Below are 24,709 nucleotides of genomic sequence, written 5' to 3' on the forward strand. Positions count from 1 at the left end.
AACGTAGACATTAGCGTGGCGATGTCAGCTCGCTTCGTCGACAGGACCGTCCGCCACTGCTCTTTCTGCCAGAGTGCTGCGTCGCGGCCAAGCGTCGACACGCTGCACCTCGGGCACCTCACCGTCGAACATTTCCAGGTCGTGGAGCTTGCGGGCCGTCACGCCCACCCGGGTGTCCATCGACGAGACCGTCATGTTGAACGAATCGACGGCCTTGCCGAGCTGGTTGCGGAGCCGATCGAGGTGGGAACCGACCACACCGAGCCGTTGGTACAGTTCACGGCCCAATCGGTGGATGGTCGCGGCGTCGCGGGAGAGCGCCTCCTGCCGCCAGGTGTGCGCGATCGTGCGCAGCAACGCGACGAGCGTGGTCGGTGTGGCGAGGATGACGTTCCGGGCGAAGGCGTGCTCGAGCAGATCGGGATCGGCGCCGAGCGCGGCATCGAGGAACGGATCGCCGGGGACGAACAACACGACGAACTCGGGCGTCGGGTCGAACGACTCCCAGTAGGCCTTCGCCGCCAGTTGGTCGATGTGGGTGCGCAGTTGGCGTGCGTGGCGCGTGAGGTGCCGGTCGCGCTCGTCGGGCTCCTCGGCCTCGGCGGCATCCAGATAGGCGGCGAAGGGCACCTTCGCATCGACGACGATCTGTTTGCCACCCGCGAGGTAGACGAGCAGGTCGGGGCGCACCCCGTCCTTGCTCACCTGGGTGTCGAAGTCGCAGTGCCGGACCATCCCGGCGAGCTCGACGACGCGTTCGAGCTGGATCTCGCCCCATCGTCCGCGGATCTGCGGCGCACGCAGCGCGGTGACCAGCTGCTGGGTCCGCGTGGACAGCAGCTGCGACGCGCGGTGCATGCCCTCGACCTGCTCGCTCAGCCCGGCGTAGGCGTGCACGCGGTTGCGTTCGACGTGCTCGACCTGCCGGGCCAGCGCTCCGACGGCCTCGTTCAACGGGCCGACGAGCCGCGAGACCTGGTCGCCGATGGCACCGGACTGCCGGCGCGCGGCATCCTCGCTCACCGCTGCCAGCGACTGACGCAGCTGCTCCTCGTTGTCCCGCAGGGCTGCCAGCTGCGCCTCGGCACGGGCTGCGCGTTCGCCGTCGCGGGTGGCCCGCAACAGCCAGCCGAGCACCACCCCGAGACCGAGCGCGACGAGCAGGCCGAGTGCCGTGAGTGCTGTCATGTGGCGGATGATGCCTCATCGATGCGACATCCACCCGACATCCGGGGATGTCGGTCCTCTCCTCTACCGTCTGTCCCATGCGGATCCTGCACACCTCCGACTGGCACATCGGCCGCACCTTCCACGGTGTCGACCTGCTCGCCGACCAGGCGCGTGCGCTGCGGGCCATCGCCGATCTGGTGGCCGAACGCCGGATCGACGTGGTGGTCGTGCCGGGCGACGTGTACGACCGGTCGATCCCGAGTTCCGACGCGGTTGCCGTGTGCAACGCCGGCCTCGAGGCCATCCGTGAGGCAGGGGCGATCATCGTCGCCACCTCCGGCAACCACGACTCGCCGGTCCGGCTCGGTGCCGGCGCTGCCTTCGCCGCGCACGGGGGTCTGCACCTGATCACCCGCGTATCTCAGATCGACAGCCCTGTCGTCCTGCACGACGAGCACGGCCCGGTCCGCTTCTACGGCATCCCGTATCTCGAACCCGAGATCACCCGCGCCGAGCTCGGCGTGCCCGAGGCCCGTTCGCACCAGCAGATCCTCGACGCGGCGATGGAACGCGTGCGCGCCGATGTCGCGGATCGGCACGGCCGCACGGTCGTCCTGGCGCACGCCTTCGTCGTCGGTGGCGAGCCCAGCGACTCCGAGCGGTCCATCTCCGTCGGCGGGGTCGAGACGGTCGCCGCGTCGTCGTTCGACGGTGTCGACTACGTCGCGCTCGGTCACCTGCATTCCCCGCAGACGGTGAGCGAGACGGTCCGGTACTCGGGATCGCCGTTGCCGTACTCCTTCGGCGAGCGCTCGCACCGCAAGGCGGTCTTCGTCGTCGACCTCGACGCCTCGGGTGCGGCGTCCGTCGAGCGGGTCGATCTCCCGGTGATCCGCGAATTGACTCGTCTCGAAGGCGAACTGGACGATCTGCTCGCCGATCCGGCGCATGCCGCCGTCGAGGAGCACTACGTCTCCGCGGTGCTGACCGACGCGATCCGCCCGCTCGACGCCATGCGTCGCCTGCAGGAGCGGTTCCCGTACGCCGTGCACGTCGAATGGCAGCGACCGGCCGGGTCCACGGAGGGCAGCTACCGCGACAAGGTGCGCGGGCGCAGTGATCGCGACATCGCCGCGTCGTTCCTCACCGATGTGCGTTCCGAGCCGTCCGAACGCGAGCGCAGCTGGATCGACGAAGCGTTGAGGGAGGTCGACCGTCGTCGTGGCATCGGCGACGAGACCGACACGCAGTGGCGGACGGACGTGCCGGCATGAGACTGCACCACCTCGAGATCACGGCCTTCGGTCCGTTCGCCGACACCGTCGAGATCGACTTCGACGAGCTCGGCGCCGATGGGTTGTTCCTACTGCACGGGCAGACGGGCGCGGGCAAGACGTCGATCCTCGACGCGGTCGCGTTCGCGCTCTACGGCACCGTCCCCGGTGCTCGCTCCGAGGGGCGCCGGTTGCTGTCCGACCACGCACGGGTGGGTGCTGTGCCGACGGTCCGGCTCGAGGCGACCATCGCGGGTCGCCGTCTGGCCATCGAACGCAGCCCCGAGTTCGAACGCCCGAAGAAGCGCGGCACCGGCACGATCAAGCAGCAGGCCAAGGCGAATCTCACCTGGCTCGACGGGTCGGGGGAGAACCTGTCCCGCGCCCAGGAGATCGGCGACGTCGTCAAGTCGTTGCTCGGGATGAGCGCCGAACAGTTCTTCCAGGTGGTGCTCCTTCCGCAGGGCGACTTCGCCCGGTTCCTGCGTGCGAACAGCGAGGAGCGCGGCAGGCTGCTCGAGCGTCTGTTCGACACCACCCGTTTCGGCGACGTCGAGCAGTGGTTCCGCGATCGGCGCGGTGCCGGAACGAAACTGCTTGCCGAGCAACAAAAGAAGGTCGAAGTGCTCGCGGCGAAGGTGGCCGCGTCGGCCGGGATCGAGGCGGGAGCCGACGCCGATCCGCTGGAATGGGCGGGCCGCCTGCTCGCCGAGGCCGCCGAGAGCCGCGACGACGCCGCCGCAGCGCTTGCACGAGTCCGCGCCGTCGACGAGGTCAACCGGCGCAGGCTCGACGAGACCGTCGCTCTCGCCGACCGACTCCGCCGCCGCCGCGACGCCCTGAACATCCTTGCCGAACTCGAGCAGACGCAGACGCAGCGCGTCGCCGTGACAGCCGAACGCGACGCCGCGCATCGCGCGGTGAGCGTCGCGGTCGTCGATCGGGAGGCCGCCCGCCTCGCGCGCGAGGCCGATGCCGCCGTGGCGCGCGCCGAGACGGCCGCCGCGCCGCTCCGCAACGACGACGAAGGACGCGAACTCCTCCAGGCTGTCGGGCCGATGTCGTCCGCCGCCGACCGCGACATCATCCGACCTCGATGCGAGGAATGGTCCTCGGAGGCAGCGCGACTCGACGTCCTACTCGATCGCCGTCGTCGTCTCACCGAGCTCGAGAACGAACGCGAGAAGTTCGCCGGACGTCGCCGTGCCCTCACCGACGAGCGTCGGCAGGTGATCGACGAGCGCGCCGCGCTGCCCGAACGATCGACCGCCGCTGCTGATGCGGTCGCCGAGGCCGAACGCGCAGCCGCGATGCTCCCCGGCCTGTCCACCGCACGCGACCGTGCCGCCGACGCGCTCGACGCCGCCACCGAACTCGCTTCGCGCCGAAACGAACTCGAACGGCTCGAAGCCCGGGTACTGCAACTGCACTCCGAGTACAACGACGCACGCGACGCGCACCTCGACGTCCGGCAGCGCCGGATCGACGGAATGGCAGCCGAACTCGCCGCGCGTCTCACCGACGGTGAACCGTGCATGGTCTGCGGTTCCACCGAACATCCCGAGCCCGCGCGCCCGGCTCCCGACACTGCGACGAAGGCAGACGAGGAACGCGCCCACGCCGCCGAGCAACGCGCCGCCACCGCGCTGAGCGAAGCACGCGAGGCCGTCACCGAACTCTCCGGGATCGTCGCCGTCCTCCGACAGCGTTGCGGCGACGCCGAACTCGCCGAACTCACCACCGCCCACGCCGAGGCGGTCCGCGCCCACAACGAGGCCGCCACCGTCGCCCGTCGGCTCGACCATCTGCGCGCGACGGTCGAGGACCTGCGCAAACTCGACACGGTGCTGGCCGAACAGGAGAAGCGGCTCGACGCCGAACTGTCCGAACTCGCCCGCGAGGACGCGGTCCGCGCGGCCGAGATCACGGAGATCCGCGAGCGCATCGTCGAGGCCGTCGGCGACCTCGACCTGCTCGCCCCGCGACGGAGGACGGTCGCGGCACTGTCCGCCGCCGCCACCGCGCTGCTCGACGCCCGCACCGCCGCCCTGCAGGCGCGCACGGCCGCCGACGAACGCGCCGCCGACGCCCGCACCGCAGCCGCGGAGGCGGGCTTCACCGACCTCGACAGCGCCCGCGCAGCTGTCCGGACACCCGAGCGGCTCGCCGAGATCGACCGCGTCCTGCGCGCCGCCGACGACGAACGCGCGGTGGCTACCTCCACGCTGAACGACCCGGCGATCGCGGCCCTCACCGGCGACGAGGTCGCTGACGTGACGGCCGCGCGCGCAGCGGTGGACGACGGTGTCGCGGCGGTCGAGGCCGCCCTGAGCGCGGCCACCGAGGCCGAGCGCCGGCACCTCGACATCGAGAACTACTCCCGGCGACTCGAGCGTGCCTGCGCCGAACTCGTCCCGCTGCTCGACGAACACGCCGAACTCTCCGCGCTCGCCGACGTCGTCGCCGGAATGGGGTCGAACGCCAAGAAGATGTCGTTGCGCTCGTACGTGCTCGCGGCGCGACTCGAGGAGGTCGCCGACGCCGCCTCCGAACGCCTGCGCAGGATGTCCGGCGGTCGCTACGAGTTCGTGCACTCCGACGCGGCCGAAAGCAGGGGGCGTCGCGGCGGTCTCGGTCTCGACATCCACGACGAGTACACCGGCGCCGTGCGATCGACGAAGACACTGTCGGGCGGCGAGTCCTTCCAGGCGTCCCTCGCCCTTGCCCTCGGCCTCGCCGACGTCGTCGCCGCCGAGGCCGGTGGGCTCGTACTCGACACGATGTTCATCGACGAAGGGTTCGGTTCACTCGACGCCGACTCCCTCGAAGCCGTCATGGGTGTGCTCGACGAACTGCGCGCGGGAGGCCGTGTGGTGGGCGTGGTCAGTCACGTCGACGAGATGCGGCAGCGGATCCCGAGCAGGCTGCACGTCATCCGTGGCCGCTCGGGATCCACCGTCCGCGTCGCGAGCTGACCGCCCCTCAGTCCTCGGAGGCGGCGGGTGCCGGAGAGGCCGGCTTCGGATCGGGCACGGAGGTGTCGCCCGGAGCCGGGAGTGCCTTCGTCTCGTCGTCGTCGCCATCACTGGCGCGTTCGTCGATCTGTTCGCCGATGTAGCGGATGACCACCGCGGCCACCGCCGCGACCGGCACCGCCAGGAACGCACCGACGATCCCGAACAGCGACGAGCCGGCCGTCACCGCGAGCAGCACCACGGCCGCATGCAGGTTCATCGACCGCGACTGCAGCACCGGTTGCAGCACGTTCCCCTCGATCTGCTGCACCGCGATGATGAGGACCAGCACGATGATCGCGGTCGTGAAACCGTTGGCGACCAGCGCCACGAGGACTGCCAACGCACCCGCGACGAACGCACCGACGATGGGAATGAATCCGCCGATGAAGGTGAGGATCGCCAGGACGGGTGCGAGCGGGACTCCGAGGATCAGCAGGCCGATACCGATGAAGAGGGCGTCGATGAAGCTCACGAGGGCCTGCGTGCGGATGAACCCGCCCAGCGTGTCCCACATGCGGCCGAGTACCGCTTCGAGGTGACGTCCGGCGCGGCCACCGCTCACGCGGTGCAGCCACGGCACGAAGCGCGGGCCGTCCTTGATGAAGAAGAAGGTCAGCACGAGGACGAGAGCGAGTGTGACGAGCAGCGAGCCCGCCGTGCTCACACCGGAGAAGACACCGCCCGCGATGGTGGCAGCACTGCCCTGCACTCGTTCGACCACCGCGTGGACGGCGTTGTCGAGTTGTTCGTCGCGCAGGTTGATCGGGGGTCCCTTCACCCATTCCTGCACGGTGTTGATGCCTTCGGTGGCCTTGTTGGCCAGGTCGGGCATCTGGGAGACCACCGACGGGACGATGCCGGCGATGATGCCGCCGACGATCGCGAAGAACATCACGAGGGTCAGGCCGGCCGCAGCAGCCGGAGGAACGCCGCGTTTGGTCATGAAGCGGGTGGGCGGCCACAGGATGGTGGAGACGACGATCGCCAGGGCGACCGGCAACACGATCACCCACATCTTCTCGATGATCCAGCCGATCACCACCGCACCGGCGGCGATGACGACCAGGCAGGCCGACCACTTGGCGAGCCAGATTCCGCCCGTGCCCAGCAGGCTCCCGCGGTCGGGTTCAGCCGACGGCTTCTCACTGCTGTTTCCGCTGGGCGCGGTCTTCGATTCGGTCAACGACGGTCCTTCCGACATGTATCGAGCTCGATACCGATCGACAGTCGCCAATCTACGGTCACCGAGCGCCGCGCGTGGTCCGGACGACACGCCGGAAACGGCGCTGAAGGGTCCCCTGCCGTGGCATTCTCGAAACGTGACGAACCGAACGAGCACGACCCGACTCCTGCGTGTGTCCGCTGCGACTGTGGCGATCGCCGCCGCCTTCGCACTCACCGCGTGCAGCTCCGACGACACTCCCAGCGACGAGGACGTGCGCTCCTCGGCGGATGTCGCGGTCACGAGCGTTCAGGAGCAGGCAGAGGGCGCCATCTCGTCGGTGCAGAGCGTCGCGTCCAGCGCGGCCGAGCGGGCCGGCGACATCTTCGACAAGGCGAAGCTCGATGTCTTCGTCGCGGCCTTCCGCACCGGTTACCCGCAGCTGTCGGCCGACCGGGAGACGCAGGACATCGAGTCCATCGTCACCGAGACCTGCCCTCTCATCGACGATGGTGCATCCGACCAGGAAGTGAACGCGAAGGTTCAGGAAGTCGCGGCCAACGGATCGACCGTGCCCGACGAGGACCAGGCAGCGCGCATCGCGCAACTGGTGCGGGTGGCGTGCGGGTGAAATGAGCGGCGGACGGCCGCGTAGAATACCGATTCCGTGAGCCTTACCCTCGGAATCGTCGGTCTTCCCAACGTCGGCAAGTCGACGCTGTTCAATGCGCTGACCAAGAACGATGTGCTGGCAGCGAACTATCCGTTCGCCACCATCGAGCCCAATGTCGGCGTCGTCGAACTGCCCGATCCGCGACTGAACCGGCTCGCCGAGATCTTCGGTTCCGAGCGCATCCTCCCGGCCACGGTGTCGTTCGTCGACATCGCCGGCATCGTCAAGGGGGCCTCCGCCGGTGAGGGCATGGGCAACAAGTTCCTCGCCAACATCCGTGAGGCGGACGCCATCTGTCAGGTCGTGCGCGTGTTCGACGATCCCGACGTGGTCCACGTCGAGGGCAAGGTCGACCCGATGGCCGACATCGAGGTCATCGCGACCGAGCTGATCCTCGCCGACCTGGAGACGATCGAGCGAGCGCTGCCGCGGCTCGAGAAGGAGTCCCGGAAGAACAAGGAACTCGTCGCTCAGCTGGAGGAGACGAAGAAGGCTCAGGCGATCCTCGAGGACGGCCGCACCATCTTCTCCGCCCAAGCCGAGGTGAAGGGCGAGCTGCTGCGCGACCTGCACCTGCTCACCGCCAAGCCGTTCCTGTACGTCTTCAACGCCGACGAAGCCGTCCTCACCAACGAGGAGCGCAAGGAAGAGTTGCGTCAGGCCGTCGCCCCGGCCGACGCGGTCTTCCTCGACGCCAAGGTCGAGTCCGAACTCCTCGAACTCGACGAGGACGAGGCGATGGAACTGCTCGAATCCATCGGCCAGACCGAGGCCGGACTGAAGCAGCTCGCGCGCGCCGGATTCCACACCCTCGGTCTGCAGACCTACCTGACGGCCGGTCCGAAGGAATCGCGTGCCTGGACGATCCGCAAGGGCGACACCGCCCCCAAGGCGGCCGGTGTGATCCACACCGACTTCGAGCGCGGCTTCATCAAGGCCGAGATCGTCTCGTTCGCCGACCTCGACGCGGCCGGTTCGATGGCCGAAGCGAAGGCCAAGGGCAAGGTCCGCATGGAGGGCAAGGACTACGTCATGGCCGACGGCGACGTGGTGGAGTTCCGCTTCAACGTCTGACGAGACGACGCGGTTCGCAAGGCGACCGCTGCCCCAACTCGATCGCATTTTGGTGTTCTCGACCCCGTATATCGAGGTCGAGAACACCAAAGTTGTTTCGTACTCCCCGTTCCGTAGCCGCGTCGGGAACCGGCCGTCATGCCGACGGGATCAACCGTGCCGGGCGACGTCCTCGCAGAGGATGCTCGGCCACTGTGCGAGATCGGCCGGGGTGTGCGCGATTTCCAGCTTCGCGTGGGGGAGCAGACCCACCAGTGCCTCCGCTGTGGACACCGGGTGGGCGGGGTCGTCGATCCACGCCAGCACCGTCACCGGGACGTCGATGCCGGACACGGCCTCCGGATCGGGCAGGTCGCTCAGCGCGGCGCCCCGGAACAGCGACGGCAGCAGTTCCTCGGTGACGTCGGGGACTGTGTCGGGCGCGTCGACAGTAGCCGGTAGTCGTGGTGCATTCAGATCGCGCGTGAGGAACGCCGCCAGTCCCTGCTGCTCGATCAGATCGGCGGCGGCCCGGTACTCGGCGGCCTTCGCGGCGCGGGTGGCCCAGGCGGTCGCCGGCACCAACAGCGTGAGGCTGCTGAACCGCTCCGGATCCTTCACCGCCGCGTGCAGCAGGGTCCCGGTGCCCATCGACGGCCCGACCCCGTGCACCCGCTCTCCGGGAAAGTAGTGATCGAGCAGTCGCAGTAGGTCGTCGGCGAGCACCGGCCAGCGGTAGTCCTCCGGCACCGCACGCCCCGTCGAGTGGCCGTGCCCCCGCGCGTCGTAGCGCAACAGTCGAGTGCCGCTGAGCCCGCGGCCCAGGTCGAGATCCATGAGGCGGTCGCGGTGGCGGCTCGAGGTCAGTCCGTGGAGCTGGACGACCGGGTGGCCACCCTCGTCGCTCAGCTCCACGTCGAGTTCGGCCCCCGGCACACTGAAGGTCGGCACGTCGTCTCCCGATGTCGGAAAGCAGTTGCTGGAGAAGGCGCCTAGGATACCCGGCATGCGGCTGACAAATGTGGCGCACCTGCGCCTGCCGTTCGGCCGACTGCTCGGTTACGACATCACCGTCGCGGGGCTCGGCCGGGCGCTTCCCGTGTCGTTCGACCAGCGGCGGCACGTCGGCGCAGGCGATCGTCCCGGCTCCTGGATGGCTCTGTCCTTCCGTCTGTTCGAGCCGGTCTCGCCCGACGACCTCGCGGTCGCGTGGCTGGCGGTGATCGCGCGGCACGGCACCCTGCGCTCGGTGTTCACCCACGGCGACGACGGTGAGCCGCGCCTGCACGAGGCCGAGATCCGCCCGGGCGGCTGGGTCGAACATCCGATCGGTCCCGGTCAGGCCGTCAACGACGCCCTCCGGGACGTCCTCGACAGCGCATGTTCGCCCTACAATCGGCCGTCGCACCGACTATGCGTGCTCGAGACCGCTACGGAACCGACCGTCGTGGTGGCCGCCGATCACTCGCACGTCGACATGTGGTCGATGTTGGTGATGGCTCGCGACCTGCTCGCCGCCCTCGCCGCCGTACGCGCGGGACGGGAACCGTCCCTGTCGCCGACACCGGCCTTCGCGGAACACACCCGGGCACTGCAGGACCGTCCGGCCGCACCCGCCGAAGTCCACGAGCGCTGGGCCGAGGTGCTCGCCGCCAGCGGTGACGTGATGCCGCGCTTCCCGCTCTCCCTCGGAGTGGCGAGTCTCCAACGCGAACGAGTGGAGGTGCGCGACGTGCTCGACGTCGACGACAGCGCCGCCTTCTCCTCCCAGGCCAAGGACGACGGGGTGTCCACCCTCGCGCTGGTGGTCGCGGCCATGACCGAGGTGACCCTCGAACTGGCCGGAGTCCCGTTGCGGGCGGTGTTCCCGGTGCACAGCCGGTACGACGCCACCTGGCACGACTCCGTCGGCTGGTTCATCACCAATTCGGTGCTCGAATCGTCCGTCCCCGAACCTCGCGCGGCCGCGGACGCCGTCAAGGAGGCGGTCCGGCTCGGATCCTGGCCCCTCGAGGACATCCTGCGCCCGTGGGGCGGTATGCCGGAGGTCCCGGGCATGTTCGCGATCTCCTGGCTGGACCTGCGCAGGCTTCCCGTCCGGGTCGACGCCACCGGCCTCGAGGCGCAGTACGTCGGCGCGACCATCCGCACCGACGGGGTGATGCTGTGGTTCATCCTCGACGACTCGGGTCTGCACCTGCGGTGCCGCTATCCCGATACCGTCGAGGCTCGGCGGCACGTCGGTGGCTGGCTGGACCTGCTCATCGCCCGGTTGCAGGCCCGCGCCCGCGAATCTGTCGGCGGGCAGATCCGGTTGGGCGACAGTAGCTATCGGGTGCAACGTGCCGGTCGATCCGACGTACCGGCGATCGTCGCATTGCTCTCCGACGACGAGCAGACCCCCTGCGACGGTGCGGAACTCGCCCGATACGAAGAGGCCTACGACGCCGTCGCCCGCGACCCCTCGCACTACCTCGCGGTGGTGCGCGACGAGGTCGGCCGGATCGTCGGCACGATGCAGTTGACGATCGTGCCGGGTCTGTTCCGTGGCGGTGCCCCCCGCCTGCTCGTCGAAGGAATCCGGGTCGCCTCGTCCGAACGTTCCCGCGGCATCGGCACAGCCATGCTCGAGTGGGCCCACGATCACGGCCGGAACCGGGGTGCCACGCTCGCGCAGGTCGCCGTGGACGCGTCCGACGAGCGGGCTCGGATGTTCGGGGCGCGGCTCGGCTACGGCTGCACCCAGGTTGGACTCGAACGGGCGCTCTGACGTCGGCCGACTCGATGGCCGAGGACTACGTCGTAGCCGACGGCGACGCGGTGGAGCTCCGCTTCGTCGTGTAGCGCGTCCTGTGCCGATCCGGATCCGTTCCGGGGGACGTGGGTGCGCCGCGTGCGACGAGGTGACGGACGACGTACTCCGCGTCCGCGCCGGCGCCGCCGACGAGCATCGACCGGAACGACGACTGGAAGCACAGACCGGTGAAGTACAAGCCGGGCACCGAGGGAACCACGCCGTGTTCCTCGCGCGGCCAGCCATCCGTGTCGAGCACCGGTAGGTCGATCCAGTCGTAGTTCTGACGGAATCCGGTGCACCACACAATATTCGTCACGTCGAGAATCCGGCCGTCGGACAGTGCGGGGCGGAGTTCGTCCACGCCGGTCACCCGCTCGGTGATCCGGGTGACGCCGCGCGCGGCCAGCTCCCGCCGGCGGATTCGCAGCAGCGGCGCGCCGTGATGCCGTTCGTCCTCGCGAGCACGTCGTCCCATCGGGGTGCGTACGGACAGCACATGTCCCCACACGAACCACAGGACCGGGAACAACACGCGCATGGCGGGACTGTCCACACGCACCGGCAACTGCCCGGTGTCGCGTCCGCACAGAATCGTCGGATGGGACGCCGCCAGCTCGTACGCGATCTCACTGCCGGAATGAGAGGCCCCCACCACGAGTACCGGACCGTCACGCAACTGCGACGGATCGTGATATTCACTCGAATGCAACTGCACGATTTCGGGATCCAGTTCGGAAGCGAAGTCGGGGACGCGTGGGGTTCGACCGAACGTGCCCGTGGCCACGACGACGTTGTTCGCCTCGATCCGCGTGTCGCCGCAGTCGAGGACGAACCGGCCGCCGTCGCGGGAGAGCCGGCGGACCTGGGTGTTGCCGAGCACGGGCAGGTCGAAGCGGGAGGCATAGGACTCGAGGTAGTCGGCGACCTCGTCCTTGGTGGGGGAGCGGTGCGGGTCGCCCGGGAACGCCATGCCGGGCAGTCCGTCGTACCCGGCGGGGCTGTACAGGCGTAGCGAGTCCCAATGGCAGCGCCAGTTGTCGCCGATGCGTCCGTACGTGTCGACGATGAGGAACGGACGGCCACGACGGGCCAGATGGTAACCGGCGGACAGGCCTGCCTGACCTGCGCCGACGACGACGGTGTCGATCTGCTGGGGTGCGCTGTGGACGGTCATGACGACTCCCCGAGGTGAGGGAACTACACCGACGACGTTAGGCACTGCCGCCCCTCGGCCGCGTCGGGAGGAGTGTGCAGTCGAAGGTGGCAGCGTATGGGCAGTTCTACCCAGTCAGAGCAGGCGATGCTCGTACGCGTAGGCCGTCGCCGCCGCTCGTGAGGACACCTCGAGCTTGGTGAATATGTTGCTCAGGTGCCGGGCCACCGTCTTCTCGCTGATGACGAACTCGTGGGCGATGGCTCGATTCGTCTTGCCCGTGGCAACGGCGCGCAGCACCTGGACCTCCCGGGGCGTCAGCCCGTTCGGTGCGTCGGCGAGTTCGGGACCGCGGAGCTCACGCAGATCCGGCAACGCGTACAGATCGTGGAAAATCGATGCTGCCGAGTCGAATTCGAGCCGGGCGTCATCGTCGTCGCCGAGTGCGGCGCAGCATCGACCCTGCAGCACTCGTACCCGGGCACGTTCGTAGGGTGCACCGAGGTCACGCCAGCGCCTGCCGGATCGCCGCAGCCGTTCGAGGGCGCCGCAGGGGTCACCTTCGGCGAGCAGGACCGAGCCCTGCGCGTGGTCGGCCATCGCTGCCAGTGCAGGGGCGTCCTGCGTCCGGGTCAGCGCCTCGAGTTCGTCGGTGCTGCGCCGGGCTGCGGCGACATCTCCGGTGGCGAGCGCGATCTCCGTGTGGGCGGCGAGCATCCGCGGCCTGTCGAGATTCGAGGCTTCGCCGAGACCCCGGAGGATTCCGGCGACCGCTGCGGTGGTGTCGCCCTGTCTCAGACGCAGCAGAGCAAGACCCGGCTGTACCTCCTGCCCGTACATGCCCGCTGACCTGTAGGCGGCTTCCGCCTCGGCGAACTCACCGCGTAGACGATGCAGTTCGCCCTGCTCGTACAGGGCCATTCCCATCGCGGGTTGACCGGGCGGATCCGACAGCCGCTGCAGTGCGAGGCGGGCGAGGTCCATCGCCTGCGACCAGTCGCCCTCGAGTTGCAGCATCTGGGCGCGATGGACCAGGCACTGTCCCCGGAAGGGCGCGAGTCCGGACTGATCGTCGCACCAGCGGCCGAGGGCCCGAGTCCACTCTTTCGCCCGTTGCAGATGATATGTGCCGTAGCAGGTCTCGATGACCGCGCAGTACACCAGGCCGGAGACGACGGGCGAGACCTCGCCCAATCCGACGGCGACGAGCACCTCGTCGAGTGTCCGCAGCCCGCCGTCGACGTCGCCGAGCAGGACTCGGCACTGTCCGATGCCCAGTGAGCCGAGAGCGAGAAGGTCGGCGTCGTGGCAGGCCCGTCCGATGCGCTGAGCTGCGGTGAAGATCGGCAGTGCCTCGGTCGGCGGGTTCGCGTACATCTGCTGTACTGCTCCGGGGATCATCAGGAAGCCGCTGGTCGCGCAGTCCGGTCGGTCCGGGACACCCGACTGTCGGGCTCGCTCCAGCCAACCTCCGGCCCGTGCTGCTTCACCGCGTCCCATCAGCAGGAAGCACAACCAGAAGGCGCTGATACCCGCGCTCTCGGTTTCGCCGGCTTCGAGATGTGCGGCGAAGGCGCGCTCGTACAGTGCGACGCTGTCGTCGTCGTGGCCCGCGAGGTACGCGGCTCGGGCGAACAGATCGAGGTCGTCCGCGGACAGGGCAGCGAGTGTGTCGGCGCTGCGGAATCCGTCCAGGGCACGCGGCCACTCGCGCGCGCGGTACGCTGCCCGCGCGTGGTCCAGGACCGCCGACCTGCCCATGTTCGCTCCCGCGATCGAGCGCCGCCGACACCGGCTGATTGCGATCCTACGCCCGCAGATACGCAGGGTCGTCGGTGTGCGCGCGGCTCACGACGGTCGCATGCCCGCCAGAACGATCGACACCAATCGTGGAACGAGATCCGGTGTCACCGCACGGATCGCGTCGGGTAAGGGGCGGGTGATCAGGCCGATCGCCAGGACCAGTTCCAGCGCGTCGAGGTCGGGGCGCACGATGCCGGCGGATCGCACCGCGTCGAGCAGTTCCTCGACCCCGGCGACCGTTTGGGTCTGGGCGTCGCGCACCGATCCGGAGATCTCGTCCGTCACGAACTCGGCAAGGGTGGCCGAGAGCGCACCGAGGTCGAGTTCGACCAGCCGTTGCACGTAGCCCACCCACGCGTCCTCGGGCGACGAGCCGACGTGCTCCAGGGCCTCGATGCCCGCCGCGCGCATGTCGGCGAGGATCGCCAGCGCGACCTCGTCGGCCAGCGCGGCCCGGGACTCGAAGTTCCGGTAGAGGGTGGCGATACCGACCCCGGCGGCCTCCGCGACCGCCTCGAGTGCGACGTCGCTGCCCTGGGCTGCGAACAGCCGGCGCGCCTCCTGGACGATCAGCTGACGACGCTTCGCGGCATCGGCACGCATCGGTTCCCTTCCTTCCGGACCGGGCTGTGAGGAACTTCGCTTGACATGTCCATCCTAACCGGAGGATTTATCTCCGATAAAAGTGGAGGAAAATCATCCAATTAGCGAGGGTTCGGACAAGGAAGACGCGATGGCAGACGCCGCTACGACGACAGTTCCCGACGCGGGTGACTCCACCGCGCGCAAGCGTCATCCCGTGCTGTCGCTGCTGGGAATGACGTGCGGGCTCGGGGTGATCCTGATGCTGATGCTGCTGGTCTTCATCATGCCGTCGCTGAAGAGCGGACCGCACGACCTGCAGGTCGGTATCGTCGGAACCTCCGCAGCGGCAGAAGAATTCGAGACGTCGCTCGCGACGGCCGCCCCCGACGCCTACACCTCGCAGCGATTCGCCTCCGAGCAGGAACTGCGCGCCGCCATCCACGACCGCGACGTCATCGGAGGGTTCGTCGTCGACGAGTCGGGCGTTCGCACGCTGGTCGCCGGCGCGGGCTCGACCGCCATCTCCGGTTCGCTCGCCGGAACCTCGCAGGCGGTCGGCGGAGCACTCGGGGCCGATGTGAGCGTCGAGGACGTCGTTCCGTTGCCGGAATCCGACCCCACCGGTGTCGGCATCGGTGGTCTCGCCTTCCCGCTCGTCTTCGGTGGCATCGTCCCGGTCGTTGCATTCCGGAAGATCCTGCCGCGCAGCGACGGCTGGTACCTGACCGGCCTGCTCGTCTTCGCTGCCGTCGGTGGCATCGTCGTCGCGTCCATCCTCACCTTCGCGTTCGGAAGCATCGGATCGACCTTCTGGCCGGTCGCGGGATCCATGGCCCTCGGTATCGCCGCCCTTGCACTCCCGTTGGCCGGACTCCAGAAGGCCTTCGGCGCCAAAGGGTTCACCATCGGTGCGATGGCCATGATGTTCCTCGGCAATCCGCTGGCCGGTATCGCGACGACGTCGGCATGGCTGCCGTCCGGACTCGGTACCTTCGGTCAGATCCTTCCCCCGGGTGCTGCCGGAACCCTCGTGCGCTCCGCGGCATACTTCGACGGTGCCGGCGGATTCGTCGCGCTGTCGACCCTCGCCACGTGGATCGTCGTGGGACTCGTGCTCTACGCGGTGGGCATGCGACATGCGGTGGGTGAGGAAGCGACAGAGCGTCCTTCGGCGCAGGTCACGGCCTAGCGGACTACTTCGAGCGGTCCTTCCTCGGGCGTCGGCGGCTCGAACCGCTCGAAGTACTCCGTCGCCGTCCGCTCGGTCAGCGGCCAATCGTCCGCCCACCTCCCGTGCCGGTCGCCGACCCGGCTCAGGATGGTCTCGAGCTCCGTCGCGATGTACACGGTCTCCGGCACGATGCCCTGCGGTGCGAGCAGTGCGCGAAACTCGTCACGTTGTCGCCGGAACCAGAATCCGAAGTCGAGCACGACATCGTTCCCGGCTGCCACATGGCGCAGCAAGCGCGCCTTCAGGTCTGCTGATACCTCGGCCACCACGTCGGCGGAGGGCATGGTCGTGATCCCGCGATCCCAGAACTCCACCTCGTACGACAGACGCGTCCAACCCTCGCGCTCCAGGCGCTTGGCATAGGTGGTCTTACCGGCACCGGCCGGGCCGCACATCATCACGACGCGAGACACTCGGGTCCTGTTCGCTGCCATCGGGCCGACGGTACGCACCGCCACCGACATCGAGACCGATAACGCTCATCGCTGATCCGAATCGATCGGGCCTGATCCGCACCCCTGGGCGCCAGGGCACCGCGTCACGTGGAGGCCTTCTCGATCTTCGGTGAGAGTCTGCCGATCACGGCGCTGCCGATGATGCCGACGACGATCATGCCGATCCCGACCGCGTCCGGTATCGAGTCGGTGACCCACCCGAAGATCCCCGCGACCAGCACGAACGTCGGTATCCAGTCGATCAGCTTCAGGAGCGACGGGGCGGGTTCGGACTCGCCCTGCGACGCCGCGAACTTCGCACCGGCGTAGTCCGGATAGAACTCGGTGAAGGAGACCGCGAAGAAGATCGCCGCGAGCTGGAGCACCCAGCCGGTCCAGAAGTTGCCCGGGTCGCGCATCACGGCGTCGCCGATGAACCCGACGATGGCGGAGAAGGTGAACGCACCGGCCCAGACCGCGGAGATCACGTAGTTGATCTTCATGAACAGGGGAGACGTCCAGTACTCCTGGGGCGTGTCCTCTTTCGCGTAGGGGAGTGTGAACGGCCTACGCGCGATCAGGGTGGCGACGACGAACACCGCGAGCGCGATGTTGGTGAGTTCACCGGCCCAGATCTCCATCCAGTCGATGACGCCGTCCGACGCGATGAGGCCCACCGCGGCCAGCACGACGAAGAACGCCGCGCCGAACACGTCGAGGGCGTGTATCTTGATGCCGCGTCGCGCGCCCACCCACATCGTCAGCAGGACGAGGCCGAGAGCGAAACACACCGCTTCCTCGAACCGTCCCGGGGCCGACAGGACGGACATGAGGATCCACGGTGCGATGCCCGACAGTGGCGACCGGAGGTAACCGTCGACGACCTTGGTCATGCCTACCAGCGTATTTCGTGAAGCCGGGCATGTCGGAGTTTTCGGAGGATCGACCAGGATCCGCTCGGGCGCACTCAGTCCTGCGTGGTCGGTGCTTCGGCCAGGCTGCGCCGGGTGGCGAAGCGACGCTCGACCCCCGACAAGGGGTCGACGAATTCGAGTTCCCGCGCGAGCAATTGGAGAGGAAGCGAATGGTCGTCCGGTGTCTCGGGCAGCAGCACGGGATACCAGTGGTCGCCGAGGATCCCGATACCGAGCGCCGCCAGGTGCACTCGCAGCTGATGCATCCGACCGGTGTGCGGGCGCAGCAGGGTGTGCAGAACGGCCCGTCCCGACCCGCTCACCCCGGATCCGAGCACCTCGATCAGGGTCTCGGAGTTGGGTTCGCGGGTGTCGTCGGCGACGACGCGCAACTCACCGCGTCGCGCCTCGATGTGATTGCGGTACAGCACGGGGACCGGACGTCCGGCGATCTGCGGCGCTGCCGGATCCCACTCCGCCGGCAGTGCGGACACCGCCTCGTACACCTTGGTGACCCGGCGCTTCTCGAACAACGACTGGTAGGCGCCGCGCGTCTCGGGCCGGGCCGAGAACATCACGAGCCCGGCGGTCGCCCGGTCGAGCCGGTGGATCGGTGTCAGATCGGGGTTGTCGAGGCGGGTCCGCAGACGGACCAGTGCCGATTCGCGCAGGTAGCGCCCGCCCGGAGTGGTGGGCAGGAAGTGCGGTTTGTCGACCACGACGAGGTCGTCGTCGATATGCAGGATCTCCTCGTGGAACGGCACCGGTTCCTCGACGGGCAGATCGCGGTAGTACCAGACGAACCGGTGCGCTCCGAGTTCGGTGCCGCGACCGATGGGTTCTCCGTCGATCCCCACGATCTCGCCGGCGTCGAAGCGGCGGTAGAGATCGTCGGCGTCGAGATGGTCGAAGCGTGCGACGACGTACTCGGCGACCGTCGACCACGGACCGGAGGTCGGAACATGCAGTCGCGTGGGCCCGACCCCGTTCCTGACGGGCAACGGTGAGGGCATCGGCACGGGCACCATCCTCCCATCGGCTGCAACGTGAGCTGCGCCTCGGGTGATCGGCGGTGGCGCGATCGGAGAGCGAGGCGCGGTTCACAGATGCTCGTCGGGGACGGTCGGCACCGTTCTGCCACCATGTCCGCATGACTGCACCGGCCCGGCTCGGCATCCCGACCGGCACGCTCGCGCTGCTGGCCGCCCTGTACTTCGCGCAGGGTCTGCCGTACGGGTTCTTCACGCAGGCGCTTCCGGTGGTGCTCCGCGAGTCCGGCTTCTCGTTGATCGCGATCAGCGCGACGGGTGTGCTCTTCGCGCCGTGGGCGCTGAAGTTCCTGTGGGCGCCGTACGTCGACCACTACGGGACGAGGCGGCAGTGGTTGCTCTCGCTTCAGCTCGCGGCGTCGGCGGTGTCGTTGATCCTGGCGTGCCTCGACCTGTCGTCGACGCTGCGGTGGCTGCTCGTCGGCATCGCGGTGGTCAACGCCCTCTCGGCAACGCAGGACGTCGCGACCGACGGTCTGGCCGTGCAACTGCTCGGACCGACACAGCGCGGGCTGGGGAACGGCATCCAGGTCGGCGCGTATCGCATCGGCATGATCGTCGGCGGAGGAGCGCTGCTGTGGGTGTTCTCCCTCGCCGGTTGGCGCAGCCTGTTCCTCGCGATGGCATTCCTGCTGGTGCTGACGACGATCCCGGTGTGGCGACTGCCGCGCACGGAGCGACGAGCCACGACGGATCGGGAACCGCGAAGCGCGACCCGCATGACGGTCGCGTGGTGGACGCGTCTGCGCCGCCCCGGGATGCTCGCGTTCATCCTGCTCATCGGCGGCTTCAAGTTCGGTGACTCGATGGGCTCGGCGATGGTCGGTCCGTTCATGTCCGACTCGGGACTCACCCTCGGGCAGATCGCGCTGGTCAAGGGTGTGCTGTCCTCGGCAGGCGCTCTCGGCGGTGCCGCACTCGGTGGGTGGCTGTGCTTCCGTCGCGGTCGTCGGCAAGCCCTGCTGATCGGTGGCGTGACCCAGACGGCGAGCCTCGCCTTGTACGTCGTCGCGTCGCTCGGCTACGGCGGGTTCGGGCTCATCGTCTCCGCGAGCCTGGCCGAACACGTCCTCGGCGGCGCCGCGACGGTCGCGGTGTTCACGCTCATGATGGACGCCGCGGACAGGGACCACGCCGGCAGCGACTACACCCTGCTCGCGTGCGCGATCGTCGTGGTGCAGGGCATCGCGGGCTTCACCGCCGGTGTGGTCGGAGACGTGTTCGGTTATCCCGCGCTGTTCGGCACGAGCCTGGTGCTGTCGGGAATCGGATGTGCCGTCCTGCTGCTCGCTCTTGATCGAGGCATCGGGCCGAGCGGGGTGCACGGTGTGTGGCAGAGCGGCGCGGGGCGGGCGGCCTCGCGTCCCCGGTGATCACCGGTACCGCCGATCACTGCGACCAGTACTGCAGCATCGGCTCCTCGGCGAGCACCGTCGACCCCTCGGAGATGACGAGAGCACGCGACGAGATGCTGTACTGCACACCGGCGTTCGTGGCGGTGAAACCGTCGCCAGAGGGCACGGGGTCGTCGATCTCGATCGCCGCACCGTCGTTCGTACGAACGCCCTTGTAGTAGTACCGGCCGGCCCCGGTCTCGCACACCACGACGAGCGAGTCGGCCGTCTGGCCGATGGCGACGGCGGGATTCGTGTGGTTGCACCGCGCCTCGGGGATGCCGACGAAACCCTGGGGGTCGGTGTCCTCGGAGGCCGACACGGGCGGTAGTGGACGTGCGGGTCCGGTCGCGGGCGCGGGATTGCCGGTTGCTGTGAGTTCGAGATCCTCGATCCGCAGGGCCAGGTCGCCCGGCAGCACGGTGACGTAGCTGTTGCCCTGCACGATGCTGTTGGCCGTGATGCACTCGAAGTCGCCCGTGAGGCACGACAGCCGTTCCCAGTAGCCGCCGAGCGAATCCGTCGGGCGTAGCGCGTATTCGCCGGGGGTGATGTCGACTCCGACCTTCAGGGTGCCGTTGGTCGGGAAGCCGCTCGGGGTGGCAGGCCGGCTCGTCTGCGCTCGCGGGGGGGGCGGATCCGCCTCGGTCTGCGGGGCTGCGGATGGCGACACGGTGACCGTCACGGTCGACGGGGACGGGCTCGCGGCGACGGCGCTCTCCGATCCCGGATCGGACGAGCGGGTCAGGACGACGACCAGGGCGGCGACTGCGGCGACGACGGCGACGAGCAGGGCACCGCCCACGAGCCACGGCCACTTCGGTCGTCGCGGCGGGGGCGGGGTGGGCCAGGGTGGCGGGGGAGCGCCGTAGCCGTAGCCGTATCCGTCCGGCGGAGGCTGCATCGACATTCGGGTCCCTTCGCTGTCGCGGTGTTACGCCTCCTGATATCGCTGCCGATGTCTGCTGCTGTTACGTCATGCGGGGTGGGATCACCCGGTTTGCTGCAGGTCGTCACAGGGAAGGGTCAGTTCGGCCAGATCATCGAGGGAAACGGGCAGCACCCGTGCGAGGGCGGCGATCGTCGCGAAGGCCGGCGTCGCCAGTCGTCCGGTCTCGATCTTCCGAAGGGTCTCCGGCGAGATGTCGGCGGCCTGAGCCACCTCGGTGAGCGTCCTGCTGCCTCGGGCATCGCGCAGCCGTCCACCCAGGCGTTTGCCGGCGGCCAGCTGTTCCGGGGTCAGAGGGAGTCGCACCATGACCCGCAGTCTAACCGCGTCGGTATGAAAATACCGATCGTCGCGATAGGGTGGTATTTAAATACCGTCTCGTGATCCTGAGGAGTGCCCACGTGTTGGAACTGAAGACCCCCGGTGAGATCGCGGCAATGGATGTGACCGGTACGTTCATCGCCGAGTTGCTCGACGACCTGACGGGCCGCGCCCGTCCCGGCGTGAACCTGCTCGACCTCGAACAGCGCGCACGGGACATGATCGAGGAACGTGGCGCGGTCTCGTGCTACTGGGATTACGCGCCGTCGTTCGGGAGCGGACCGTTCCGCAACGTCATCTGCCTGTCCGTCAACGACGCAGTGCTGCACGGACTCCCGCACGACTACGTGCTCCGGGACGGCGACCTGCTCAGCATGGACATCGCGGTCTCGATCGACGGCTGGGTCGCCGATTCGGCGCGCAGCATCATCGTCGGCGCGGAGCGTCCCGAGGACCGGCATCTCGTCGAGGCGACCGAGGTGGCACTGGCCGCGGGTATCGCCGTCGCGCTCCCCGGCAACCGCCTGGGCGACATCTCCGCGGCGATCGGCGCCGTCGCCGCCGAGTACGGCTATCCCGTCAACACCGAGTTCGGTGGTCACGGTCTCGGCCGCACCATGCACGAGGATCCGCACGTGGCGAACGCCGGGCGTAAGGGGCGTGGGCTCGTGCTGCGTCCCGGCTTGACGCTCGCCCTCGAACCGTGGTTCGCGGCGGGGACGGACAAGATCGTCTACGACCCGGACGGCTGGACCATCCGCTCCGCCGACGGCTCGCGTACCGCGCACAGCGAACACACGATCGCGATCACCGAAGGTGAACCGCTGGTGCTGACGAAACGGGAGCGCGTCACCGAATAGATCCGGACGGCAGGAAGATTCGAAGTAGACACGCGGGTTTCCGCTCGGTCCGTTATGGTCGGTGCACCGACGCGCGAGAGGCGATGCAGATGCCGCTGTACGAGTTCCGATGTGCCGACTGCGGGCCCTTCGACGTCTCCGTTCCCATGAGTGAAGTCTCCGCATCGGCTCCGTGCCCGCGGTGCGAGCAACAGTCTCGTCGTTTTCTCACCCCACCGCGTCTCGGTCGGGGAGGTTCGGCAGCGATGCGCCTGCACGACGCGACGGCCCGTACCGCTTCCGAGCCCGACGTCGTCTCGGGTTCCCTCCCAGGCGTGTCGAGGCGTCCGTCGCGGCCGGTCACGACCGATCCCCGACATCGAACGTTGCCCCGCCCGTGATCCGACACCGCCCGTGATCCGACACCGCCCGTAATCAGACACCGCTCCAGGAGGTCCCGTGCCCGACGTCGTGTTCCCCCTCGATTCGACCCGCCGGTTCACCGATCAGGACAAGATCGGCCACAACCGTTGGCACCCGGACATCCCGCCCGTCGCGATGCTGAAACCGGGGGATTCCTTCCGCGTGCACTGCCGCGAATGGTTCGACGGCGAGATCCACAACGACGACTCCGCCGACGACATCCGCAATGCCCCGCTGCACATCGTGCACGCGTTGTCGGGACCGTTCGCAGTGGAGGGTGCCAAGCCCGGCGACCTGCTGATCGTCGACATCCTCGACCTCGGCCCGATTCCGCAGGAGGACTCGGGTCCGCTCGCCGGGCAGGGCTGGGGCTACACGGGCATCTTCGCGAAGACGAACGGCGGGGGATTCCTCACCGACCAGTTCCCCGACGCCTACAAGGCGATCTGGGACTTCTCCGGGCAGAAGGCGACGAGCCGCCACGTGCCCCACGTGTCGTTCACCGGCATCGTGCATCCCGGCCTGATGGGGACGGCGCCGTCGCACGAACTGCTGTCGACGTGGAACACTCGGGAAGCTGCTTTGATCGCGACGGATCCCGACCGCGAGCCGGCGCTGGCGCTGCCACCCGAGCCGAACGGCGCGATTCTCGGCAGCCTGTCGGGCGCCGATTTCGACCGGGTCGCGGCCGAAGCGGCGCGCACCGCTCCACCGCGGGAGAACGGCGGCAACCAGGACATCAAGAACCTCACGAAGGGAAGCCGGATCTTCTATCCGGTCTTCGTCGACGGCGCGAATCTGTCGGTCGGCGACCTGCACTTCTCGCAGGGTGACGGCGAGATCACCTTCTGCGGTGCCATCGAAATGGGCGGGTTCATCGACCTGCGCGTCGATCTGATCCCCGGCGGTATGGAGACCTATGGGGTGAGCGAGAACGCCATCTTCATGCCGGGCAACACCGACCCGCAGTATTCCGAGTGGCTCGCGTTCTCCGGCACGTCCGTGACGCTCGACGGCGAACAGCGGTATCTGGATTCGCAATTGGCGTACCAGCGGGCGTGTCTGCACGCCATCGACTATCTGACGAAATTCGGCTACAGCCCCGAGCAGGCGTATCTCCTGCTCGGGGCTGCACCCATCGAGGGACGTTTGTCGGGTGTCGTGGACATCCCGAATTCGTGTGCCACGGTGTATCTTCCGACGGCGATCTTCGACTTCCCGGTCGCGCCCACCGCATCCGGTCCGGTGACGATCGATCCGGGTATCGGAGCACCGCGTTCGTCGGCGTGAGGGCCGCGAAAATCGTTTGCCCGGTGTGAGCGGTGCGCGTACCGTCCTCGGGTCGGTACATATGCGAACGAAAGGTGGTCCCCGCCATGGACCCGCTCACCGAACGGGACATTCGAACATCCTTCGTCAACTGCTCCAAGGGTGATGCGAAGCGGCTTCCGGTGCCGCGCGATCTCGACGACCGGCCGTGGGACGAACTCGACTTCCTCGGCTGGACCGACCCGTCGTTCCCCGGTCGCGGCTACATCGTGGTCCCCCGCGACGGCGAACTCGTGGGTGTCGCCATGCGGTTCGAACAGCAGGGCTCGGGCAAGACGCAGATGTGCACGATCTGCCTCACCACCCACACCCGGGGTGGCATCGCTTTGATGACGGCGAACAAGGTCGGCGATGCGGGTCGAGCGGGCAACGCGGTCGGAACCTACATGTGCATCGACCTGCAGTGCTCGCTGTACGCGCGCGGCAAGAAGAAGCCCGCACTGGGCAGCCGGTACCGCGAGGATCTCGAGCCGGAGGAGAAGGCCGAGCGCGTCCGCGAGAATCTCGGCGCGTTCGTCGATCGCCTGTACGCCTGACGGGTGAACCCGGCCCTTTCAGTGCGATGCGGGGTTGCGCAGGTGCGCACGCTCCCCGTTCTGATCGAGGATCGTGAGGATCTCCACCGGTCCGTCGTGCGCGCTGATGGCGTGCGGTGTCATCGTCGAGAACTCGGCTGCGTTGCCCTCCTGGATGAGGATCGTCCGTTCGCCGAGTTGGAGCCGGGCGGTGCCGGTCAGGACGGTGAACCATTCGTGCCCCGGGTGCACGGGGAGCGTGTCGGCCGGCACCGGCTCCTGCTTCGTGATCCGCATCTTGGCGATGGTGACGCCGCCCAGTGATCGTTCCCGCGACAATAGCCAGGTCGTGTACCCCGGGGTGTCGCACGCCTGGGGCCTGATCACCACGTCCTGGTCCTCGCCGGATTCGACGAGCTGGTCGATCGTGGTGTCGAGTGCCCGCGCGATGGGAACGAGCTGGTCGAGTGCGATCCTGCGACGGCCCGTCTCGATGCGGCTCAGGTTGGACGGGCTGATGTGGCACCGGCCCGCGAGAGTGTCGAGGGTCCCCCCCCGCGCGAGCCGCAGGCTGCGGATGCGCTGACGGATGAGTTGGTCCAGATCGGACGATTCTTGCTCCAT

At 68.4% G+C, this 24,709-nt stretch carries 23 protein-coding genes; 11 read left to right on the forward strand and 12 right to left on the reverse strand.

What is annotated here, in order from left to right:
* Positions 1-24: 24 nt before the first annotated feature.
* Positions 25-1,188 (reverse strand): DNA recombination protein RmuC, encoded by a 1,164-nt coding sequence (locus tag IM25_RS11725; protein ID WP_065996053.1) that lies wholly within the window; start codon positions 1,186-1,188, stop codon positions 25-27.
* Between the two features lie 77 nt (positions 1,189-1,265).
* Between IM25_RS11725 and IM25_RS11730 the strand changes: the two genes are divergently transcribed.
* A complete protein-coding gene (locus IM25_RS11730; RefSeq protein ID WP_033097249.1) occupies positions 1,266-2,444 on the forward strand; it encodes an exonuclease SbcCD subunit D in 1,179 nt (392 codons plus the stop codon).
* Entirely contained in the window at positions 2,441-5,419 is a 2,979-nt protein-coding gene (locus IM25_RS11735; RefSeq protein ID WP_033097374.1) for an AAA family ATPase, read from the forward strand. The genes IM25_RS11730 and IM25_RS11735 overlap by 4 nt, the downstream gene beginning before the upstream one ends.
* A 7-nt stretch (positions 5,420-5,426) precedes the next feature.
* Here IM25_RS11735 and IM25_RS11740 read toward each other — a convergent pair whose 3' ends face one another.
* Positions 5,427-6,662, reverse strand: coding sequence for an AI-2E family transporter (locus tag IM25_RS11740; RefSeq protein ID WP_033097250.1), 1,236 nt, complete (start codon positions 6,660-6,662; stop codon positions 5,427-5,429).
* Positions 6,663-6,816: 154 nt separating this feature from the next.
* On the opposite strand from IM25_RS11740, the gene IM25_RS11745 reads away from it, so the two are divergent.
* Together IM25_RS11745 and ychF are read left to right on the forward strand one after the other, a co-directional pair.
* Positions 6,817-7,254 (forward strand): hypothetical protein, encoded by a 438-nt coding sequence (locus IM25_RS11745; RefSeq protein WP_080678549.1) that lies wholly within the window; start codon positions 6,817-6,819, stop codon positions 7,252-7,254.
* A gap of 36 nt (positions 7,255-7,290) precedes the next feature.
* Positions 7,291-8,370 carry a redox-regulated ATPase YchF gene (ychF, locus tag IM25_RS11750; protein ID WP_019288713.1) on the forward strand — a complete coding sequence of 360 codons (1,080 nt, stop codon included), beginning with the start codon at positions 7,291-7,293 and terminating at the stop codon, positions 8,368-8,370.
* 150 nt (positions 8,371-8,520) lie between these two features.
* On the opposite strand, the gene IM25_RS11755 is transcribed toward ychF, so the two are convergent.
* Positions 8,521-9,300 carry an alpha/beta fold hydrolase gene (locus tag IM25_RS11755; protein ID WP_033097251.1) on the reverse strand — a complete coding sequence of 260 codons (780 nt, stop codon included), beginning with the start codon at positions 9,298-9,300 and terminating at the stop codon, positions 8,521-8,523.
* Positions 9,301-9,355: 55 nt separating this feature from the next.
* Here IM25_RS11755 and IM25_RS11760 point away from each other — a divergent pair, with 55 nt between their 5' ends.
* The gene (locus IM25_RS11760; RefSeq protein ID WP_065996054.1) at positions 9,356-11,119 is read left to right on the forward strand and encodes a GNAT family N-acetyltransferase; all 1,764 of its coding nucleotides are present in this window, start codon (positions 9,356-9,358) and stop codon (positions 11,117-11,119) included.
* A gap of 25 nt (positions 11,120-11,144) precedes the next feature.
* On the opposite strand, the gene IM25_RS11765 is transcribed toward IM25_RS11760, so the two are convergent.
* The 3 genes from IM25_RS11765 to IM25_RS11775 form a co-directional block, all read right to left on the reverse strand.
* Positions 11,145-12,320, reverse strand: a complete 1,176-nt coding sequence (locus tag IM25_RS11765; RefSeq protein WP_033097253.1) for a flavin-containing monooxygenase — start codon at positions 12,318-12,320, stop codon at positions 11,145-11,147.
* A gap of 114 nt (positions 12,321-12,434) precedes the next feature.
* A complete protein-coding gene (locus tag IM25_RS11770) occupies positions 12,435-14,060 on the reverse strand; it encodes a LuxR family transcriptional regulator (protein ID WP_033097254.1) in 1,626 nt (541 codons plus the stop codon).
* Positions 14,061-14,147: 87 nt separating this feature from the next.
* Positions 14,148-14,705, reverse strand: coding sequence for a TetR/AcrR family transcriptional regulator (locus IM25_RS11775; protein WP_006550671.1), 558 nt, complete (start codon positions 14,703-14,705; stop codon positions 14,148-14,150).
* 130 nt (positions 14,706-14,835) lie between these two features.
* Here IM25_RS11775 and IM25_RS11780 point away from each other — a divergent pair, with 130 nt between their 5' ends.
* A complete protein-coding gene (locus IM25_RS11780) occupies positions 14,836-15,876 on the forward strand; it encodes a hypothetical protein (RefSeq protein ID WP_033097255.1) in 1,041 nt (346 codons plus the stop codon).
* On the opposite strand, the gene IM25_RS11785 is transcribed toward IM25_RS11780, so the two are convergent.
* From IM25_RS11785 to IM25_RS11795, 3 genes are all read right to left on the reverse strand, one after another.
* Positions 15,873-16,352: an AAA family ATPase gene (locus tag IM25_RS11785; RefSeq protein ID WP_225623737.1), complete on the reverse strand. Its 480-nt coding sequence runs from the start codon at positions 16,350-16,352 to the stop codon at positions 15,873-15,875. The two genes, IM25_RS11780 and IM25_RS11785, sit on opposite strands and share 4 nt — an antisense overlap.
* 104 nt (positions 16,353-16,456) lie before the next feature.
* Positions 16,457-17,245: a hypothetical protein gene (locus IM25_RS11790; RefSeq protein ID WP_033097256.1), complete on the reverse strand. Its 789-nt coding sequence runs from the start codon at positions 17,243-17,245 to the stop codon at positions 16,457-16,459.
* Between the two features lie 74 nt (positions 17,246-17,319).
* Positions 17,320-18,294, reverse strand: a complete 975-nt coding sequence (locus IM25_RS11795) for a pseudouridine synthase (protein ID WP_033097257.1) — start codon at positions 18,292-18,294, stop codon at positions 17,320-17,322.
* Positions 18,295-18,416: 122 nt separating this feature from the next.
* Here IM25_RS11795 and IM25_RS11800 point away from each other — a divergent pair, with 122 nt between their 5' ends.
* Positions 18,417-19,688 carry an MFS transporter gene (locus IM25_RS11800; protein ID WP_033097258.1) on the forward strand — a complete coding sequence of 424 codons (1,272 nt, stop codon included), beginning with the start codon at positions 18,417-18,419 and terminating at the stop codon, positions 19,686-19,688.
* Positions 19,689-19,704: 16 nt separating this feature from the next.
* On the opposite strand, the gene IM25_RS11805 is transcribed toward IM25_RS11800, so the two are convergent.
* Both IM25_RS11805 and IM25_RS11810 read right to left on the reverse strand, forming a co-directional pair.
* On the reverse strand, positions 19,705-20,613 hold the full coding sequence (locus IM25_RS11805; protein ID WP_157126948.1) for a hypothetical protein: 909 nt from the start codon (positions 20,611-20,613) through the stop codon (positions 19,705-19,707).
* Between the two features lie 87 nt (positions 20,614-20,700).
* Positions 20,701-20,967: a helix-turn-helix domain-containing protein gene (locus IM25_RS11810; RefSeq protein WP_006550664.1), complete on the reverse strand. Its 267-nt coding sequence runs from the start codon at positions 20,965-20,967 to the stop codon at positions 20,701-20,703.
* 92 nt (positions 20,968-21,059) lie between these two features.
* Between IM25_RS11810 and map the strand changes: the two genes are divergently transcribed.
* The 4 genes from map to IM25_RS11825 all read left to right on the forward strand — a co-directional run bounded on the left by map (position 21,060) and on the right by IM25_RS11825 (position 24,106).
* Complete coding sequence (gene map, locus IM25_RS11815; protein ID WP_019287982.1) at positions 21,060-21,839, forward strand: type I methionyl aminopeptidase; 780 nt, start codon at positions 21,060-21,062, stop codon at positions 21,837-21,839.
* 89 nt (positions 21,840-21,928) lie between these two features.
* Complete coding sequence (locus IM25_RS25465) at positions 21,929-22,219, forward strand: FmdB family zinc ribbon protein (RefSeq protein WP_084295085.1); 291 nt, start codon at positions 21,929-21,931, stop codon at positions 22,217-22,219.
* A gap of 58 nt (positions 22,220-22,277) precedes the next feature.
* Positions 22,278-23,531: a formamidase gene (fmdA, locus tag IM25_RS11820; protein ID WP_006550661.1), complete on the forward strand. Its 1,254-nt coding sequence runs from the start codon at positions 22,278-22,280 to the stop codon at positions 23,529-23,531.
* Between the two features lie 86 nt (positions 23,532-23,617).
* Complete coding sequence (locus tag IM25_RS11825) at positions 23,618-24,106, forward strand: FBP domain-containing protein (RefSeq protein ID WP_006550660.1); 489 nt, start codon at positions 23,618-23,620, stop codon at positions 24,104-24,106.
* Between the two features lie 18 nt (positions 24,107-24,124).
* Here the strand turns inward: IM25_RS11825 and IM25_RS11830 are convergent, their stop codons facing one another.
* Positions 24,125-24,709, reverse strand: a complete 585-nt coding sequence (locus IM25_RS11830) for a helix-turn-helix domain-containing protein (protein WP_065996056.1) — start codon at positions 24,707-24,709, stop codon at positions 24,125-24,127.

Source organism: Rhodococcus sp. p52 (assembly GCF_000763325.2).
Lineage (GTDB): Bacteria > Actinomycetota > Actinomycetes > Mycobacteriales > Mycobacteriaceae > Rhodococcus > Rhodococcus pyridinivorans.